The 16875-nt window shown below is 44.4% G+C and carries 14 protein-coding genes; 12 read left to right on the top strand and 2 right to left on the bottom strand.

The features are described from left to right. The first annotated feature begins 26 nt into the window (after nucleotides 1–26). The 7 genes from J2Z20_RS08020 (at nucleotide 27) to J2Z20_RS07990 (ending at nucleotide 9778) form a co-directional block, all read left to right on the top strand. Nucleotides 27–1106 carry a GerAB/ArcD/ProY family transporter gene (locus tag J2Z20_RS08020; RefSeq protein WP_209847871.1) on the top strand — a complete coding sequence of 360 codons (1080 nt, stop codon included), beginning with the start codon at nucleotides 27–29 and terminating at the stop codon, nucleotides 1104–1106. 88 nt (nucleotides 1107–1194) lie between these two features. Next, nucleotides 1195–2556: a DEAD/DEAH box helicase gene (locus J2Z20_RS08015; RefSeq protein ID WP_342454284.1), complete on the top strand. Its 1362-nt coding sequence runs from the start codon at nucleotides 1195–1197 to the stop codon at nucleotides 2554–2556. Nucleotides 2557–2741: 185 nt separating this feature from the next. Further along, nucleotides 2742–3539: a (2Fe-2S)-binding protein gene (locus J2Z20_RS08010; RefSeq protein ID WP_209847869.1), complete on the top strand. Its 798-nt coding sequence runs from the start codon at nucleotides 2742–2744 to the stop codon at nucleotides 3537–3539. Nucleotides 3540–3832: 293 nt separating this feature from the next. After that, nucleotides 3833–5197 carry an FAD-dependent oxidoreductase gene (locus J2Z20_RS08005; protein WP_209847867.1) on the top strand — a complete coding sequence of 455 codons (1365 nt, stop codon included), beginning with the start codon at nucleotides 3833–3835 and terminating at the stop codon, nucleotides 5195–5197. A gap of 107 nt (nucleotides 5198–5304) precedes the next feature. Further along, nucleotides 5305–7446: an alkaline phosphatase PhoX gene (locus J2Z20_RS08000; protein ID WP_209847864.1), complete on the top strand. Its 2142-nt coding sequence runs from the start codon at nucleotides 5305–5307 to the stop codon at nucleotides 7444–7446. A gap of 169 nt (nucleotides 7447–7615) precedes the next feature. Further along, the gene (locus J2Z20_RS07995) at nucleotides 7616–8410 is read left to right on the top strand and encodes a formate/nitrite transporter family protein (protein WP_209847861.1); all 795 of its coding nucleotides are present in this window, start codon (nucleotides 7616–7618) and stop codon (nucleotides 8408–8410) included. A 162-nt stretch (nucleotides 8411–8572) separates the two neighbouring features. Further along, nucleotides 8573–9778, top strand: coding sequence for an MFS transporter (locus J2Z20_RS07990; protein ID WP_209847859.1), 1206 nt, complete (start codon nucleotides 8573–8575; stop codon nucleotides 9776–9778). A gap of 184 nt (nucleotides 9779–9962) precedes the next feature. Here the strand turns inward: J2Z20_RS07990 and J2Z20_RS07985 are convergent, their stop codons facing one another. Both J2Z20_RS07985 and J2Z20_RS07980 read right to left on the bottom strand, forming a co-directional pair. Continuing rightward, nucleotides 9963–10511 carry a GNAT family N-acetyltransferase gene (locus J2Z20_RS07985; protein WP_209847856.1) on the bottom strand — a complete coding sequence of 183 codons (549 nt, stop codon included), beginning with the start codon at nucleotides 10509–10511 and terminating at the stop codon, nucleotides 9963–9965. A gap of 39 nt (nucleotides 10512–10550) precedes the next feature. Continuing rightward, nucleotides 10551–10817 (bottom strand): DUF2164 domain-containing protein, encoded by a 267-nt coding sequence (locus J2Z20_RS07980; RefSeq protein ID WP_245252108.1) that lies wholly within the window; start codon nucleotides 10815–10817, stop codon nucleotides 10551–10553. 140 nt (nucleotides 10818–10957) lie between these two features. Here J2Z20_RS07980 and J2Z20_RS07975 point away from each other — a divergent pair, with 140 nt between their 5' ends. The 5 genes from J2Z20_RS07975 (at nucleotide 10958) to J2Z20_RS07955 (ending at nucleotide 16843) form a co-directional block, all read left to right on the top strand. Then, nucleotides 10958–12673 carry a glutamine--tRNA ligase/YqeY domain fusion protein gene (locus tag J2Z20_RS07975; protein ID WP_209847853.1) on the top strand — a complete coding sequence of 572 codons (1716 nt, stop codon included), beginning with the start codon at nucleotides 10958–10960 and terminating at the stop codon, nucleotides 12671–12673. 47 nt (nucleotides 12674–12720) lie between these two features. Continuing rightward, nucleotides 12721–13197, top strand: a complete 477-nt coding sequence (locus J2Z20_RS07970; RefSeq protein ID WP_209847850.1) for a hypothetical protein — start codon at nucleotides 12721–12723, stop codon at nucleotides 13195–13197. A 148-nt stretch (nucleotides 13198–13345) separates the two neighbouring features. Beyond that, nucleotides 13346–14692, top strand: a complete 1347-nt coding sequence (locus tag J2Z20_RS07965; RefSeq protein WP_209847847.1) for an erythromycin esterase family protein — start codon at nucleotides 13346–13348, stop codon at nucleotides 14690–14692. 90 nt (nucleotides 14693–14782) lie between these two features. Beyond that, nucleotides 14783–15457, top strand: coding sequence for a response regulator transcription factor (locus tag J2Z20_RS07960; protein ID WP_209847844.1), 675 nt, complete (start codon nucleotides 14783–14785; stop codon nucleotides 15455–15457). 12 nt (nucleotides 15458–15469) lie between these two features. Beyond that, entirely contained in the window at nucleotides 15470–16843 is a 1374-nt protein-coding gene (locus J2Z20_RS07955) for a sensor histidine kinase (RefSeq protein ID WP_209847842.1), read from the top strand. The last annotated feature ends 32 nt before the right edge of the window (nucleotides 16844–16875 follow it).

The raw sequence follows: 16875 nt of genomic DNA, 5'->3' as shown, positions 1-16875 counted from the left end.
GTATCACCATATTGGAGGTCTAACCGATGGATAATCAAATTACTAACCGTCAAGTTGTCTTGCTGGGTGCGATGTGTACTTTTAATATTACGTTGATGCATATCCCGGTTCAGGTAACGAAATACGCGAAGCAACATGCTTACCTTTCGTATTTGGCAGCCGGACTTGTTGTCTTATTGGCAGTATGGTTACTAGTCAGAACATTGAAACGGTTTAATAACCAAAGTATATTACAAGCGCTCGTATCCAGATTTCCATCGGTTGGCAGAATCATTGCGCTGCTGTATTTGCTGTTTTATTTTTTTATCGTCGCCCGTGATCTTAGGATGCTTACTGATTTTACAAATGTGGTTCTGCTGCCATCAACTCCGTTATTCGTCGTCGAATTTATTATGATTGCGACCATCGTCTTTGTGACGCGCGGCGGCATGAAAGTACTTACAGGAATGACGAATATATTCGGTCCGGTGTTAATTTTGACGACTCTGTTCATGCCTTTTATCCTAGTTAAGGATTTTGATTACTCGCTGCTCATGCCTGTGCTTCATATTGATTATGCGGGTGTTGGCAAGGGAAGCTGGTTTGCTTTCTCTTATCTAGGGGAAATCATTGCGTTTCCGCTCATTTTATCTAGCCAGACCTTTCGGTTTAAGGATGGTTTATTAGGTTTATTGTGTGGAGTAGGTCTCTTAATGCTTCTCATTGTCCTAACGTTCCTGTTAATTGGAGCCCCTCTGACAACAAGAATGACTTATCCGACGTATGAATTGGTTCGTCAGTTGGAGATTACTGATTTCTTAGACCGGTTCGATATTTTGCTTGTAGCCATATGGTTTCCAACCGTCATTACGAAAATTGCTGTATCACTGTATGTCGTATGTTATGGGCTTAAAATCGTTATACCGCAAATATCAGGCAGAATGCTAGTCGCTCCGATCGGATTGTTGTCCTATGTTTGTTCCTTTTGGTTTTTTGAAAATTCCATTCATTTATTCAGCTTTAACCGACAGCTTACGGTGATTGGGATCTTTTTCGAACTGATTCTTCCGCTCCTGTTATTTCTTATCCTTCGCCCTAAAAACAAAGGTGTGGGCCATAAGATATAATCGCAGATCAGTGCTTCTTCTTGATTGCCTATAGCGCAAGTAGACATGTTTGTGCTACCATGCTAGGGTGTTTACCAGAAAATATGAGGTGAAGTTGTTGACGGATTTTAATCGTTTAGGAATATCAGCAGAGATGGAAGCTGTATTAAGGCATCAAGGAATAGTAGAGCCGACGCCTGTGCAGGAGGCTGCAATTCCGCTTATATTGGCCTCCAAGGACGTTATCGCTCAGGCACAGACAGGCACAGGGAAAACGTTCGCTTTCATGCTGCCAATATTAGAAAAATTAGATGTACAGAATGGCGATGTACAGGCACTTATTGTTACTCCTACTCGAGAGCTCGCTATACAAATTACGGCTGAGGCTCGTAAGCTGGCAGCGGGTAAAAAAGGAGTAGCGATTCTTGCGGCATACGGCGGTCAAGATGTCGAGCAGCAGCTCAGAAAGCTCCAAGGCGGATGCCACATCGTGATCGGTACGCCAGGCAGACTGCTTGATCATTTGAGACGAGGCACTCTTAAGCTGAACAAAGTCAGCTCGCTTGTGCTCGATGAAGCTGATCAGATGTTGCACATGGGATTCCTTGATGAAGTAGAAGCCATTATTGCAGCGACTCCATCTTCTCGGGGGACGCTGTTGTTCTCGGCAACGATGCCGCCAGCGGTACGGAACCTTGCTAAATCTTACATGAGAAGCCCTGAGGAAATTATCATACAGTCACATTCTCAAGAGACGCTGAAGTCGATTCGGCAAATCGTAGTTGAGGTCACGGATCGGACGAAGCAGCAAGCGCTAGTTAGTATGATGGAGCAGCATCAACCTTACCTGGCGGTCATTTTCTGCAGAACGAAGCGAAGAGCGCATGATCTCAATGAGGCGCTTCAGAAGCTAGGGTATATGTCAGATGAACTGCATGGAGACTTGACACAAGCGAAGCGTGAAAAGGTAATGCGCGATTTCCGCAGCGCGAAGCTGCAGTTTCTTGTGGCGACAGATGTCGCTGCCAGAGGACTCGATGTGGAAGGTGTTACCCATGTATTCAACTATGATATTCCAGCCGATGTAGAAAGCTACATTCACCGTATCGGACGTACCGGTCGTGCTGGGAACAAAGGGGTGGCAATTACCTTTGCGGCGCCTAAAGATCGTAACCAACTCCAGATGATTGAACGAGGCATCCGTCAGACGTTGGAACGCCGCGACTGGAAGACTGGTGAGCAGAAATCGGAGCCTAAGAAGGGAGCCCCTGTTACAGATCAGGGCGGCGAACGGGGGCGAGGGCAGAATCAGTCTAAATCTCACAAGCCATCTGGAAGCGGTCGTCAGAAATCTAACGATTCTAGGCGAGGATCAGATCGCAGCACGCAGGCTAATCAATCTGGCAATCGCCGAGGTAGCAAGTCAGACGCATGGAGTCGTAACCGCAATAATAGCCGCAGATCGCGGTAATTTATGTATATTACAAGAAGGACTCCCTTAATTTGAGGGTGTCCTTCTTTGTTTCAAAAAATAGATGCAGGTTGATACGCCAATAACTCTTGACAGTTGATAAGCATTATCAGTATCTTTATAATTGATAATGGTTATCAATTATTGCATGTTAATACATCTATTTTACAGGAAGGTCGTTTACCTTGGATATTGATTATGGATTGCTTCAAAATTATTGCTGGGTTGTTACGGAAGATGTAGAGAATATGATGCTGAGCGTTCCAGCTATACAGCTCACCGACCCTGAGAAGTGTGAGCAATTTCTTACGGCGTATAAAACCTTTATCCAAGCAGAGGATTTAAGCGCAGCAGCGACGTATTTTGTTGCTTGGTTTAAAGGGATCAGTGCCGCTCAGCAATATCTTGTCTCCTTCTGTGACCGCCAGCTCGATTTATCGTTAAGTAATCTGATCATACAGCTGTATCCTAAGGGACGTGTTCCTTGGGTTGCTTTTAAGCTCATTCATACAGCTGAGCAGCCCGTGCCGGGTGAGGACCATGAAGAGTGGCGAAGCAGGCAACTAGACCGCTTCTACGGGGAGGAGCTCTATCCTTTGATGGCAACTTTTTCCCGCGTATCAGACACCCACATTAGTCAACTTTGGGGACAGCTTCCTGGAGGTCTGCATTATTTCTATGGCGTTATGGCAGCGATAGCGGGCGACCACGAACCGCTTAGGGAACGATTCGAATCCGATTTTCAATATACGATTAGACAAATCAATCCTTCATTATTTGGTCTTAAGAAAAATCCGCTGAACGGGACAAACATTTTTATTGATAATCCATATGATCCAAGTCAGCCGATGCGAATGAAGGATGCTTGCTGTCAAGCTTACCGGACCGGGAGCGGCGAAGGCTATTGCTATAGCTGTCCGCGATTAAGCAATGTAGCTAGAAACAAAATGAAACAGGAGATTATCGCTTCTTTGGAGGCATGATGTAGACAAGTTTATTTTACTTTCGATATGGAATATTACCGTATAGCCTGCACATTTGTGCGGGCTTTTATATTGCGCATTTCCAGTCGTTTGTATTTGATCCATCACATATTTATAAGTGTGCGCGGAGATGATAAAAGTATGAACAATTTAAGAACTTCGCTAAGACCTATTGAATTGTGATAAAAATCACAATATAATAACATCATAAAGTGAAATATTTCACAACCACAAATCAGATGATTAAGTGAATATTTTCACTAATTAAATTCATGTTAGAGGAGGAACTACCAATGAAAGTTATTGTAATCGGATGTACACACGCAGGGACTGCGGCCATCGTAAATACCGCTAAATTATACCCAGAGGCCGAAATTACGGTGTATGAACGGGGTGATAATATTTCATTTCTATCGTGCGGCATTGCGCTTTATGTTAGCGGTGTTGTGAAAGACCCTGAAGGATTGTTCTACTCCTCACCAGAGAAACTTGCTGAACTAGGTGTCGCCACAAAGATGCGCCATGATGTCATTCATATAGATACAGATCGAAAAATCGTCCGAGTTCGTAATCTAGAGACGAATGAAGAATTTGAAGATACGTACGATAAATTAATTATGACAACGGGCTCTTGGCCAATTATTCCTAAGCTTGAAGGCATCGATCTTGATAATATTTTGTTGTCTAAGAACTACAACCATTCGAATACGATTATTGAAAAAGCGAAGGATGCTAAGCGGATTACTGTTGTTGGTGCAGGTTATATTGGTGTAGAGCTGGTTGAAGCTTTTCAGATGAATGGTAAAGAAGTAACGCTCATCGACAGTGAGGATCGAATTTTGAACAAATATTTAGATCCAGAATTTACGGCTGCCATTGAACATTCTTTGCAGGATCATGGAATTCATCTAGCTCTAGGTCAGACGGTAACTCGCTTTGAAGGTGAGAACGGAAAAGTCACTAAAGTCGTTACTTCAAAAGGTGAATATGGCACAGATCTAGTTATTCTGTGTATCGGTTTCCGTCCGAATACAGAGCTTCTTAAAGGCCAAGTGGATATGCTGCCGAATGGCGCGATTAAGGTTAATGAGTACATGCAAACGAGCAAGCCTGATGTCTATGCGGCAGGTGACAGTTGCGCCATCCATTACAATCCGACAGGTGAACATGCTTATATACCGCTTGCGACGAACGCAGTACGAATGGGTACGCTAGTTGCTCGTAATTTAGTACGACAAACGACGCCGTATATGGGCACACAAGGAACGTCTGGTCTGAAAATATACGAGAACAATATGGCTGCTACAGGTCTCACTGAACTCGCTGCGGCAGATGCGAACATTGAAGCAGAAGCGGTAACGATTCGAGATCACTATCGCCCTGAATTTATGCCAACATCCGAAGAATTGATGCTGAAGGTGGTATATGAGAAAGCGACTCGCCGCATCATCGGGGCACAGATTATGTCTAAAGCCGATTTAACGCAGTCCATCAATACCATCTCGGTATGTATCCAAAATAAAATGACGATTGATCAGCTCGCGTTCATTGATTTCTTCTTCCAGCCGCACTACAACAAACCATGGAACTACCTCAATACACCAGGGCTGCAGGCTTTGCCAATGATTGAAGTGAAAGAAGCAGTTGCACACATTTGACAGGATGTTAATACAAATATGCATTTCTTTTGACTCGCCTTTTACAATAACAAGTTAAGCTTAAGAGGAAATGTTGAAAAAATTGTAAAAGGTTGAGGTGTTTCCTAATGAAAAAAAAGAACAAGAGTAAGTGGCTAGTACCTGTATTAGGACTAGCTCTACTCGCACCGACTGTACTTCCAACCAGTGCTTCAGCGACTCCTGCGAAAAAAGTGACTTCTGTTGAATTTGTCGGCATGCCTGCTCCGGCTACAGCTCAAGATATGGCAAGAGTATACTCAGGCGCCTCAGTAAAAGTGACATATGATGATGGAACAATTAAATCGTTTCCCCTTACGTATAAGACATTATTTAAATCAACCGATGTCATTAACGGTACGCCTGCTGGGGTTGCTGTTGATGTTCATGGGAAACCGATCATGGATCGCAGCGTTCCAGATAAGCCTGTTCCATTCGTATCAGATGACCCGGACTCTAATTCACTTATGAAAATAGACGGAGCCAAGCCAACTGGGCTTGGAGGCAATCCTCTTTCATTGATCACTCACTACGAGTACATTACAAGTGATCAGTCTGGAAAATCAGCTTATGGAATTATTCCGGCATCCATGAGCTTAAGTACGATTGACCAAAACAAAGCTACTGGGGAACTCTCGGTAACCGATGTAAAGAAAGTAGATTTCTCCTCTGTTGGAGGACTATGGATTCCTTGTAACGGTTCACTAACTCCTTGGAATACACATTTGAGCAGTGAAGAGTATGATGCAGATGCGCGCGCTTATGAGGCAGACCCTGCACAGACTTATGTGTCATCTTTTACGAAGAACTATTATCAAGATGACAAAAAAGTCGGAAATCCCTATGCGTACGGATATATTCCGGAAGTAACTGTCCATGCTGATCATAGGGCAACGGTTGTAAAACATTACAGTATGGGTAGATTCTCGCATGAGCTTGGTCGTGTTGCCCCAGATCGCAGAACTGTTTTCTTTGGAGATGACGGCTCTAACACCATGATGTTCTTATACGTTGCCGACAAGGCGGAAGATCTCTCCGCTGGCACGCTCTATGCTGCTAAATGGATTCAAACCAGTGATGAAAACGGTGGTACAGCAAACCTTAAGTGGATCAAGCTTGGTCATGCTACAGACAACGAAGTGAAAGCTTATATTGATAAAGGCATCAAATTTAGCGATATATTCGAAGCGGCTGATCATGATACACCTGGGTTCACGAAAATTAAAACATATCCAAGCGGCAAGCTTGAATGGTTAAAAGTGAAGCCTGGGATGGAAAAAGCGGCTGCATTCCTTGAATCTCGCCGTTATGGGGCGATTATGGGTGCAACAGCTGAGTTTAACAAAATGGAAGGCGTAGCAGTCAACTCTAAAGATAAAAAGCTATATGTAGCTATGTCTTATGTTGAGAAGAGTATGGAAAAGGACATTAAAGGCACTGATGCCTCGGACGATATTCAAGTGAAAAAGATTAAAGCTGGTGTAACTTACGAGATTTCGCTTGAGGGACATCAACAAGACAAGGACAACAACAAAATTAACAGCGAATTCGTTCCATCTCTCATGAAAGGACTCATTGTGGGCGAAGACCTTCCTAAAGCAGATGAGAAAGGGAATACTGCTGTAGTCGACAAAGTCGCTAATCCCGATAATCTATCATACTCTGAATCGATGAGAACACTATTTATCGGTGAGGACAGCGGAATGCACGCTAACAATTTTGTCTGGGCGTATAACGTGGATACGAAGAAACTTTCCCGAATTCTATCCTTGCCAGCTGGAGCAGAAGCAACAGGATTACAGTCCGTCGATCATTACAACGGATTTAGCTATATTATGAGTAATTTGCAGCACCCCGGGGATGAAATGATTATACCTGAGCCTTTAAAAACGGAAGTGGAAGGCTATATTAATCAAAATTTTGATAATAAACGGTCTGGTTTAGTTGGATACATTAGCGGTCTGCCTTCGTTGGAAATCAAGAAATGGAAAAATACGAACAAGCCAGATGTCACTTTACAGGTTGCAGCTAAAGCTAACGGCGCAAAAGTAACTTGGAACAATAAAGAGCACACTGTTACGGTAGAGAAAGGCGTTAACAAGATGGTTCTTAAGGTTGGAGAACGTTTTGTTGAAATTAACGGTGAGACGTTCGAGCTGCCTTCGGAAATCCGAGTGAAAAAAGGAAGAACAACTTTACCTGCCGATTTGTTGGACTCATTTTTTAGATGAATGAAGATTAATAATTAAGGAAACATGAGAACCGCCTCGGATTTTTGAGAGGCGGTCTTTTTGTGTCTATAATGGTTTGTTTCTATGTATAGCTCAGACATATTCAAGTCACAATAAACTCATATATAAAGGGATGTGCATGCATTTTATCGCTAAGGGGATGTAATCCATGGCCTTCTATAAACCTCAGGAAATTGCACAAATTACGGTGGAGACAGGGATCAAAAAAGCACAAAACCCTCTCTTGACGATGATTATTTTAGGATTTTTAGCCGGTGCTTTTATTGCCATTGGATTTTTAGTGGATATCCGGGTTATTGCTCAGACGCCTAAGGAATGGGGGAGCTTTGCTTCGTTTCTAGGGGCTGCGGTGTTCCCTGTAGGTCTTATCTTAGTCGTGTTAGCAGGCGGTGAACTGCTTACAGGCAATATGATGACCGTAACACTTGCGAGTATGAATGGGAAAGTGTCTATAAAAGATTGGCTCATTAACCTCATCATCATTACAATCTGCAATTTTATTGGTGCGCTGTTTGTCGCTTATTTCTTCGGACATGTTGTAGGACTGACAGAGCAAGGACCCTACCTCGCCAAGACGGTACAGATGGCAGGGCATAAGCTGGATGACAGCTTCTTGCAAGCACTGCTATCAGGTATTGGATGCAATTGGCTTGTTGCTTTAGCGTTATGGCTGTCTTATGGTGCGGATAATATGAGCGGCAAAATAATGGCGATTTGGTTCCCTATCATGACCTTTGTCGCCATTGGTTTTCAGCACGTTGTTGCAAATATGTTCCTCATCCCTGCAGCGATCTTTGCTGGGCACTACACGTGGGGTGATTATCTCATGAACTTTATTCCGGTATGGATTGGCAACTTCATTGGCGGTGCTGTCTTTGTGGCAGCGGCGTACTACGGATCCTACATGTACCCAGAGAGGAAGGAGCAATCTGAACTAAGGTAAAGCGTCACTGAAATTGCTTGCCCGGATTCATTTTTTACGAGATACTTGAATTCTGGGGATAATTTGGTTTAAGTTGTGAAGCCCTTTATGGGCTTTTTTTTATAGATAAAAGACATATCGTTAGACGTTTTTCTGATGAATACCATTGTAGGAGACCATTTGATGAAGCTGTTAAGCTCTTATCCGAAAGAAGTAAAAATATTTTTAGTTGCAAGTCTTGTTAACTCAGCAGGAAGCTCGTTAATGTGGCCGCTCATTACGATGTTTGTGTTCGGTCACCTGGGGCGAAGCATGACGGATGCGGGAATTGCTATTTTGGTGCAATCTCTAGGCGGTATTTTTGGACAGTTGATCGGCGGGGGGCTTTATTACCGTATTGGGGTAAAGAAATTGATCGTTGGGTCTATAGGGTTGAATGCACTGACACTTATTACGTTGCCGTTTATGACGGATTACTGGTTTATTTTTATCATTTTCATGGCGCTGATCGGTTTCTTTAATTCCATGTCTATGCCGGCCATTCAAGCTTTTATTGGATTTCGCTTCGCCGATAAAAGGGGCAGTTTATTTAACGTCATTTATGTAGCTAACAATTTAGGCGTTGCTTTGGGTACGGCACTAAGCGGGGTGCTGGCACGAATTTCGTATGATCTAAGCTTTATTATGAATGGACTGACATCTGCATGTTTTGCAGCCTTTTTCTTCATCTATTTAAATCGATTAGAGCATCGTGAAGGAAGCCTTCATTTGGAGAAGAAAAAGTCGGCTACAGCGGGTATAAGTCCGCTCATCTTGCTGAAAGATACACGGCTGTATTTGTTTATGGGTGCAGGCGTTTTACTCGGTTGGCTAGGCAATTCCGTCTGGAATAACGGAGTGTCGCCGCATATCATTTCGCTTGGTATGTTGGAGTGGAAATATAGTATTCTGTGGACGTTAAATGGAGTTCTTATTTTTGCAGCTCAGCCGATTACACAGTGGATCAAGCGTACATTTGCAGAGAGGGCTACATCCCAGATGACGTGGAGTGCTATATTTTATTTACTGGGTTACCTCTTCATCCTTACTGTACACAGCTATTATGGTCTGATCATTGCGATGGTGCTTGCAACGTTAGGAGAAATGCTTGTGTCGCCGGCAATTCCTGAATTTATTTCTGAACGAACGGATCAAGCGGCTCCATTTTATTTGGGTTTGGTAGGCGGTTTGGGCTCAGTTGGAAGGGTCATCGGACCTTTCGTGATGGGAGTATTGTATGATCACGGCGGACTATATCCGGTTGCATGGCTCGCGGTGGCTATGGCAATGCTGTCTTTTGTATCATTTTTCATTCATAGTGTTCTTCATAAGAGCTCATATAACGTGTAATTTTAGACCGCATCGCCCAGATTGCCGATGTTAAGGCTGCACACCGCGGTATTAGCGCGAATCACATTCAGGAAGAAGAGGAGACCGAAATTCCGCTTGGGCGCTACAGGCACTACACTTATTGTAGACGGCGGATTGATACAGGCGCTGTAGAACAGCGCCTATTGCTTTGATCCTTCACAATCTACCTAATAAGATTCCATTCTCTCTGCAGCATTCCATATACGACATGATCGACATAGCCGTCCGGCAATTTCTCCGCTTCACGAATGACGCCTTCCAGAATGAAATGAAGCCGCTCTGGGATGGCACGGCTCTTCTCATTGTGTGTGGCGCAGCGAATTTCGACACGATTTAAATTCATGTCTACGAGGGCATGGTCTACTAGAGCGCGGCAAGCGCTTGTCATCAGCCCCTTGCCCTCAAATCGATGGCCGAGCCAATAACCAATGCTAACGGTACGATTGCGCCAGTCGATTTGGTGCAGTCCAATGATGCCTGCAAGATCGCCTCGGTACCAAATACCGGCTGTGAAACCGCCATTTTGAGCAGTTTGGTTCATTGCTCCTTTTACAAAACTTTCGGTATGCTTGATGTCTGTCACTGCATCGACCCAAGGCAGCCACTTCCGTAAAGTTTTGCGTGATTCATTCGTTAGTTTGAATAACGGTGCGACATGTTCAGGAGCTAACAGTTTTAGTAAAGTCTCTTCATCTAGTGCATAGGTAAACATAATGACATCTCTCCTTTTATTGTTCATGCAAATGGAGATTTATCGTGTTCGTTTTACCGGTTGCTCCAAAGCATAGATGTCTTCCTCGATCGACATCATTCGCTGATTGACAAGATGCCTGGCGTCATTGATGGCCTGATTGTACACGTACGGCGAGAGGTGAGTCATGAAGAAATCAAGCACGCCATCTGCAGCGAGCTCCCCCATCGCATCTCCTCTTTCTTCTTCAAAATATTGCTGAATCCATCGTATCATTTGGTCGCGCTGTTCTTTAGGCAGTTTCATCGGTTTGATTGCCACGTTCATCCTTCTTTCTCTTTTCTTCATATGCTATCCTATACCGTATTGATGCGTCAAAAGACAAACTGGATCATACCCGGGCAGCTCTCTGCTTATTGAACTATTGCGGAGATATCGGTATATTAATAAGAAGGAAATTGAGGAACATGGACAGTTTATTTTATATAGATGAGAGGTTGATTACTGTGGAGAATGCGAAGACACCCTCCAATTTTATTAAAAGCATTATTGAAGAAGATCTGAAAAGCGGCAAAGTTAAAGAAGTGATCACGCGCTTCCCACCAGAACCAAACGGCTATCTGCATATTGGACATGCCAAGGCCATTTGGATTAACTTTACGCTCGCTGATGAGTTTAACGGAAAAACGAATCTCCGTTTTGATGATACGAACCCAGTGAAGGAAGATATCGAGTATGTAAACTCGATTAAAGAAGATGTGGAATGGCTAGGGTACAAATGGGACAATTTGAACTTCGCTTCCGACTATTTCGAAGAAATGTACAATCGTGCAGTTCTGCTCATTAAGAAAGGCAAAGCTTATGTCGATGACCAAACTGCAGAGCAAATTCGTGAAACACGCGGCACATTGACGGAACCAGGTCAAAACAGCCCGTACCGTGATCGCTCTGTAGAGGAGAACTTGGATTTATTCGAACGGATGCGAAAAGGTGAATTTAAAGATGGCGAAAAGGTGCTTCGCGCGAAAATCGACATGGCATCGCCGAACATTAATCTGCGCGATCCAGTGATTTACCGTATATCGCATGCGACTCACCATAATACAGGTGATAAGTGGTGCATTTATCCGATGTATGCCTTCGCTCATCCGATTGAGGATGCGATTGAGAACATTACGCACTCGCTCTGCTCCCTAGAGTTTGAGGATCAACGTCCTTTCTATGATTGGGTCATTAGAGAGTGTGAAATGCCAAGCGAACCGCATCAATATGAATTTGGCCGTCTTAATTTAGCGCAAACCGTTACAAGCAAGAGAAAGCTGAGAATGCTCGTTGAACAAGGTATTGTTGATGGATGGGACGACCCGCGGATGCCGACGATTTCAGGGCTGCGCCGCCGTGGATATACGCCAGAAGCGATTCGTAATTTTGTCTATGAGACAGGTATTTCAAAGAGCCAAGGTCTCGTTGATTTGAAAATGCTCGAGCATTTCATCCGTGAAGATTTGAAGCTGAAAGCTCCGCGTACGATGGCGGTGCTCAATCCGCTCAAAGTAGTCATTACCAACTATCCGGAAGGACAAGTGGAGATGCTGGACGCCGAAAACAATAGTGAAAACCCTGAAATGGGCACGCGCCAAATTCCGTTCTCACGTGAAATTTACATTGAGCGTGATGACTTTATGGAAAATCCGCCAAGCAAATATTTCCGTCTCTTCCCTGGCAACGAAGTACGTCTTAAACATGCATACTTTATTAAATGCAACGACGTTATTAAGGATGAAGAGGGAAATGTCGTAGAAATTCATTGCACATATGATCCTGAGACGAAGAGCGGCAGCGGCTTTACAGGCCGTAAAGTGAAAGGAACCATTCACTGGGTTGATGCAAGTTCAGCTGTTCCTGCGGAATTCCGTCTATACGAGCCGCTTATTATGGATGAAGAGACCGAGGCAGACGAAATCGAAGAGAAATCGTTCCTTGATCAAATCAATCCTAACTCATTGCAAATCGTACACGGTTTTGTGGAGCCTGGGCTTAAGGATGCGAAGCCGCAAGATAAGTTCCAATTTTTCCGTCATGGATACTTCAATGTAGATTCTAGATACTCAAAACCAGGAGAACCAGTATTTAACCTCATCGTGTCGATGAAGAGCTCCTTCCAACTTCCAAAATCAGAATAGGCTCACCTATTTGAACAAGTCATGGAAATTGAGGGGGGAAACAAACAATGGAGAGAGTCCGGCTTCCGCAGCCTGTAGCTGTGCGACTAGAGGGCGCATTGTCCTTTGGAGTAGAGCAAGAGCAGCTGCTTAACATGATAGATCAAGGTGATTTTACTGAGCTCACTAAGATGGAGACAGAGCTGTTTGGATGGGAATCGCTGATTGAGTTTGCTTCGACTTATCCAGATGATTTGCGCAGAGCGATCACCGAAGGTTATGAGTATAGATTTACGACGAAAAATGGGCTTAAGCTGTTGCTGTTATTTAAGTTTCTGCAGCAAGCGGAGGAGCATTACACGGAAGGCCCAGATTATTTCGATCAGGTGAAATTAACGGCCTCTGAAGCGCAGCTCATTCGTTCTATGATTACGAAGAACTGGAAAATGATTGAGCTTGGACAAGATGAACGCCAAGGCGAGGCTCATGATGTTACTCGATTATATCGATTTGAGCTAGCCAACCAGACTGCCTTTAATGAATAAAATATGGAGTGAATAGAGCTGAGAGTCGCGGTTTCCGCGGCTCTTTTTCTATATATGCTTCTCATCAAGTTCTAATGTTTCATTAAAGATGCTCTCATCTTCCTTCACGTATGATCAAGACACCAAAGATAACGAGGAGGAAGTAAACATGAAAACAAAGAAGACAATACGGAACATCAAATCAGGGGCGGCCCTTATGTTAACAACGGCAATTCTGGCGACTGGCTGTTCTGCCAAGCCGGAAGTGCATGAAAGTAAGACCGTACAGGGTACTAAGTTAAGCGTATCTGTAAATGCGGTAAATGCAGAAGGCAAGAATCAAATCTATATGGATTATTTGAAGCACAATAAAGCAGCGGTTGATATACACTCCGATCAGACTTCGAAAGGCTTGTCGCTCATGGATAACGACTTAGAAAACCACCGGTTGTTCTTAACTGGAGAGGTGCATCGCTCTTCGTTCAATACAGATGTTCAGATATCCATGCTGCGTTATTTGAATGAGAAGGCAGGGGTCAGATATTACATGTCTGAATACCCCTTTTCGGTGGCTCAAATGATTAATATGTATTTGAACACAGGCGACGAGAAATATTTGCCGAGGATTACGGATGATGAATTGCGTTTATGGAAGTGGATTCATGATTTCAATGGGCAACAGCCAGTGGAGAAACGGATTTCGTTTGTTGGTATGGATGTTGAGCATGATCCTTTGAATGGTTTAGTATATTTAAATCTTCTGCTTGAACCGCTTCAATCGGAAGGAAACAATATTCCGAATGGACTCCGCCCCTTTATGAAAGCGATCCGTGCATATGCTCAGCCACAGAACAAGCAGGAAAGTGACCGCCTCCGTAAGGGAGGAGAGCATATGCTGCAATTGGTAGACAAAGAACTGAAGCAGCACCTTACCCTTTGGGAAAAAACACTTGATGAAGAAACGTTTTTCCGCTTTCGCATGACTGGGGAGAATTTGCTGAATGGTGCCTATCTTCACACATTCTATACTACCGATTACCCTCGTTTTAACAGCGAGCGTGAACCTATGATGTTTAATAATTTTAAAGAGTTAGACAAAGAGATCAGCAAGAAGGATCGGGGCGCCAAGTATTATGGAGAGTGGGGACTAGAGCATGTATACCAGAAGGAACATAGCACCGATGGCTTTAAAGTTACCAAGCCGCGCATTGCTGAGCTGATTAATGAATATGGCTCCTTTCAAGGGAAGGTGCTGTCTATCGGAATGATGTATGCTGGTTCAAAGTGCTTTGATATGGTAACGAACAAGGCTGAAGACATAGACCAAACTCTTCAGGATATGACGATTGTTGGACCATTACATGAAGGAGATGCAACACTGTACAAATTAAATGCAGCGAATTCTCCATTTGCCTCCTCCGTGAAATTTGTGGATAGAGATACGGGCGGGGGCACGCTCGATTATTTGCAATATATCCTGTTAATTTTGAAATCACCGGCTTCCAAACCTCTATAAGACCGATAAATAATAATTGGAACGATTGGTTAGTTCTGCTAAGATGATGGATATGTTACACGGAATTATCGCCTGGAGAGGGGAATCAACGTGAGGGAGCGCGTTTTGATTGTCGAAGACGAAGCTGCAATGACCCGGCTGCTTGAATTAGAACTAGGACACGTCGGATATGACGTGGTCATTGCATACGATGGAATCGCGGGTGTGGAGAAAGGTTTAAATGAGAGCTTTGATCTCATTTTGCTGGATTTAAATTTACCGGGTCTAAGCGGCATTGAAGTGTGCAAACGAATACGAGCAGTGAAGGATACACCGATTATGATGCTGACTGCACGTGATACGGTCATTGACCGGGTACATGGCCTGGATACGGGGGCAGATGATTATGTGGCCAAACCATTTGCGATTGAAGAATTGCTTGCTCGCATGAGGTCGCTTCTGAGGAGGCTTCAGCCGAAGGATGAAGGCGGCGTATTATCGGCTAAAGATTTGACTTTGGATGTTACTGCTCACCGCGTGAACAGGGCAGGACAGGAAATAGAACTATCGCAGCGTGAGTTTGAACTGCTTCAGTGCCTGCTTGTTAATAAAAATCGCCTACTGAATAGAGAAGCGCTATTGAACTTAGTTTGGGGTTATAGCTATGAAGGCGAGACGAATGTGGTGGATGTATATATCCGCTACATTCGAATGAAAGTCGATGACGGATTTGAAGATAAGCTTATTCACACCGTCAGGGGTGCCGGCTACATCTTGAGGGATTGAAGGTGACAATAGATGAATACATGGACATTTTCAAGGAAAGTCAGCTTATCTATTGCCGCAGCTTCATTAATTGTAGCTATCATTGCTAACATTTTTGTGTATGTAACGTTTCGCCATTGGACAGCTCAGCAGGAGACTGCGATGCTGGATTTAAAGCTTAGACAATTAGAAATTCAGATTGGCGAAGTAGAGTTTCTTCCTCATTTACTAAACCCGGGAAGAGGGAAAGGAAGCGGAGCAGCGGCCGTGTTTGCTCCGGACTTATCGCCGCTGGCCAGCGAACTGAATCCGGGGCAGCGCCTTGAGTTGCTAGATGGCGACGATGTCGTTTTAGATGATCTAGGCTCCAAGAAGGAGTCTGATCACATGTTGCGTAAGGCCGAGCGTGTTATTGATTTGCCTGCGTTTGGCCGCGTGAAGCTGCGGCTGTCAGAGAGTGGACTTTCGCAAAGTGCGGCCGCTCTCCGTGAAGTAGGCAGGCTTCTTCTGCTCGCCACCTCAATGACCGCTGTCTTGGCTGCGTTCGCAGGCCTCGTTGTAGCCCGCTCTACTGTAGCCCCTATTCGCGGCATGATACGCGAGGTGCGCAGCATCGGAGCGAACAATTTATCGAGCCGCCTGCGGCTGCCTTCCGCAAAGGATGAGCTTTATCAACTCGCAGAGACCTTCAATAGTTTTCTGCATAAGCTGGATACCTCTTTTGAGAAGCAGCGCCGCTTCGTGGCTGACGCTTCGCATGAGCTAAAGACGCCGCTTGCGATTATTGAGGGGCATGCGAGCATGGTACACCGGTGGGGGAAATCGTCTGCTGAAGTGATGGATGAATCATTGGGTTTTATTATGAATGAAACGAAGAGAATGAAGGAATTGGTTGGGCAGCTTCTCCTGCTTGCAGAGGCTGAAGACGGGATACCAGAAGATGCGGGTGAGATATCTGATCTCGCGGCTACGCTTAAACAGCTGCTGCCGCAGACGGTGCATGTCAATCCGGAAGTAAAGCTGTCCTTCGTAACTGGTCCGGTTCTGGAAGAAAGTATTCCGATTCGAATGCCGGCAGGCAGCAGTTATCAAGTGCTGCGCAATATTATTGAGAATGCGCTTAAATATACTCCTGCCGGAGGCGTAGTGCGTATCCTTCATGATATTCAGGCAGATGAAGTTGTATTGACCGTAGAGGATACTGGGATCGGAATTGCTAAAGAGCAGCTGCCGCATGTGTTTGACAGGTTCTACCGGACAGAAGGTTCGCGCACTCGAAGCAAGGGAGGTTCGGGACTTGGGCTCGCCATTACGAGGACGATCATGGAACGATATGGCGGATCCATCGAGATCGACAGCGACCTTGGTATTGGCACCACTGTTACTTTACGCTTTATTAGGGGATAGACAATGATGAAGAATCAAAAGGCAGACCTAAA

This window comes from Paenibacillus sediminis (assembly GCF_017873765.1).
Lineage (GTDB): Bacteria > Bacillota > Bacilli > Paenibacillales > Paenibacillaceae > Paenibacillus_AG > Paenibacillus_AG sediminis.
Note: the sequence above shows the minus strand (reverse complement) of the source record. Positions and strands in the feature narration are given on the sequence as shown.

Coding starts and splice junctions, on each gene's coding strand:
- J2Z20_RS07985 (WP_209847856.1), bottom strand. CDS start 10,511: ATGTTTACCTATGCACTAGATGAAGAGACTTTACTAAAACTGTTAGCT.
- J2Z20_RS08005 (WP_209847867.1), top strand. CDS start 3,833: ATGAAAGTTATTGTAATCGGATGTACACACGCAGGGACTGCGGCCATC.
- J2Z20_RS08000 (WP_209847864.1), top strand. CDS start 5,305: ATGAAAAAAAAGAACAAGAGTAAGTGGCTAGTACCTGTATTAGGACTA.
- J2Z20_RS07980 (WP_245252108.1), bottom strand. CDS start 10,817: ATGAACGTGGCAATCAAACCGATGAAACTGCCTAAAGAACAGCGCGAC.
- J2Z20_RS07975 (WP_209847853.1), top strand. CDS start 10,958: ATGGACAGTTTATTTTATATAGATGAGAGGTTGATTACTGTGGAGAAT.
- J2Z20_RS07970 (WP_209847850.1), top strand. CDS start 12,721: ATGGAGAGAGTCCGGCTTCCGCAGCCTGTAGCTGTGCGACTAGAGGGC.
- J2Z20_RS07965 (WP_209847847.1), top strand. CDS start 13,346: ATGAAAACAAAGAAGACAATACGGAACATCAAATCAGGGGCGGCCCTT.
- J2Z20_RS08020 (WP_209847871.1), top strand. CDS start 27: ATGGATAATCAAATTACTAACCGTCAAGTTGTCTTGCTGGGTGCGATG.
- J2Z20_RS07990 (WP_209847859.1), top strand. CDS start 8,573: ATGAAGCTGTTAAGCTCTTATCCGAAAGAAGTAAAAATATTTTTAGTT.
- J2Z20_RS07955 (WP_209847842.1), top strand. CDS start 15,470: ATGAATACATGGACATTTTCAAGGAAAGTCAGCTTATCTATTGCCGCA.
- J2Z20_RS07995 (WP_209847861.1), top strand. CDS start 7,616: ATGGCCTTCTATAAACCTCAGGAAATTGCACAAATTACGGTGGAGACA.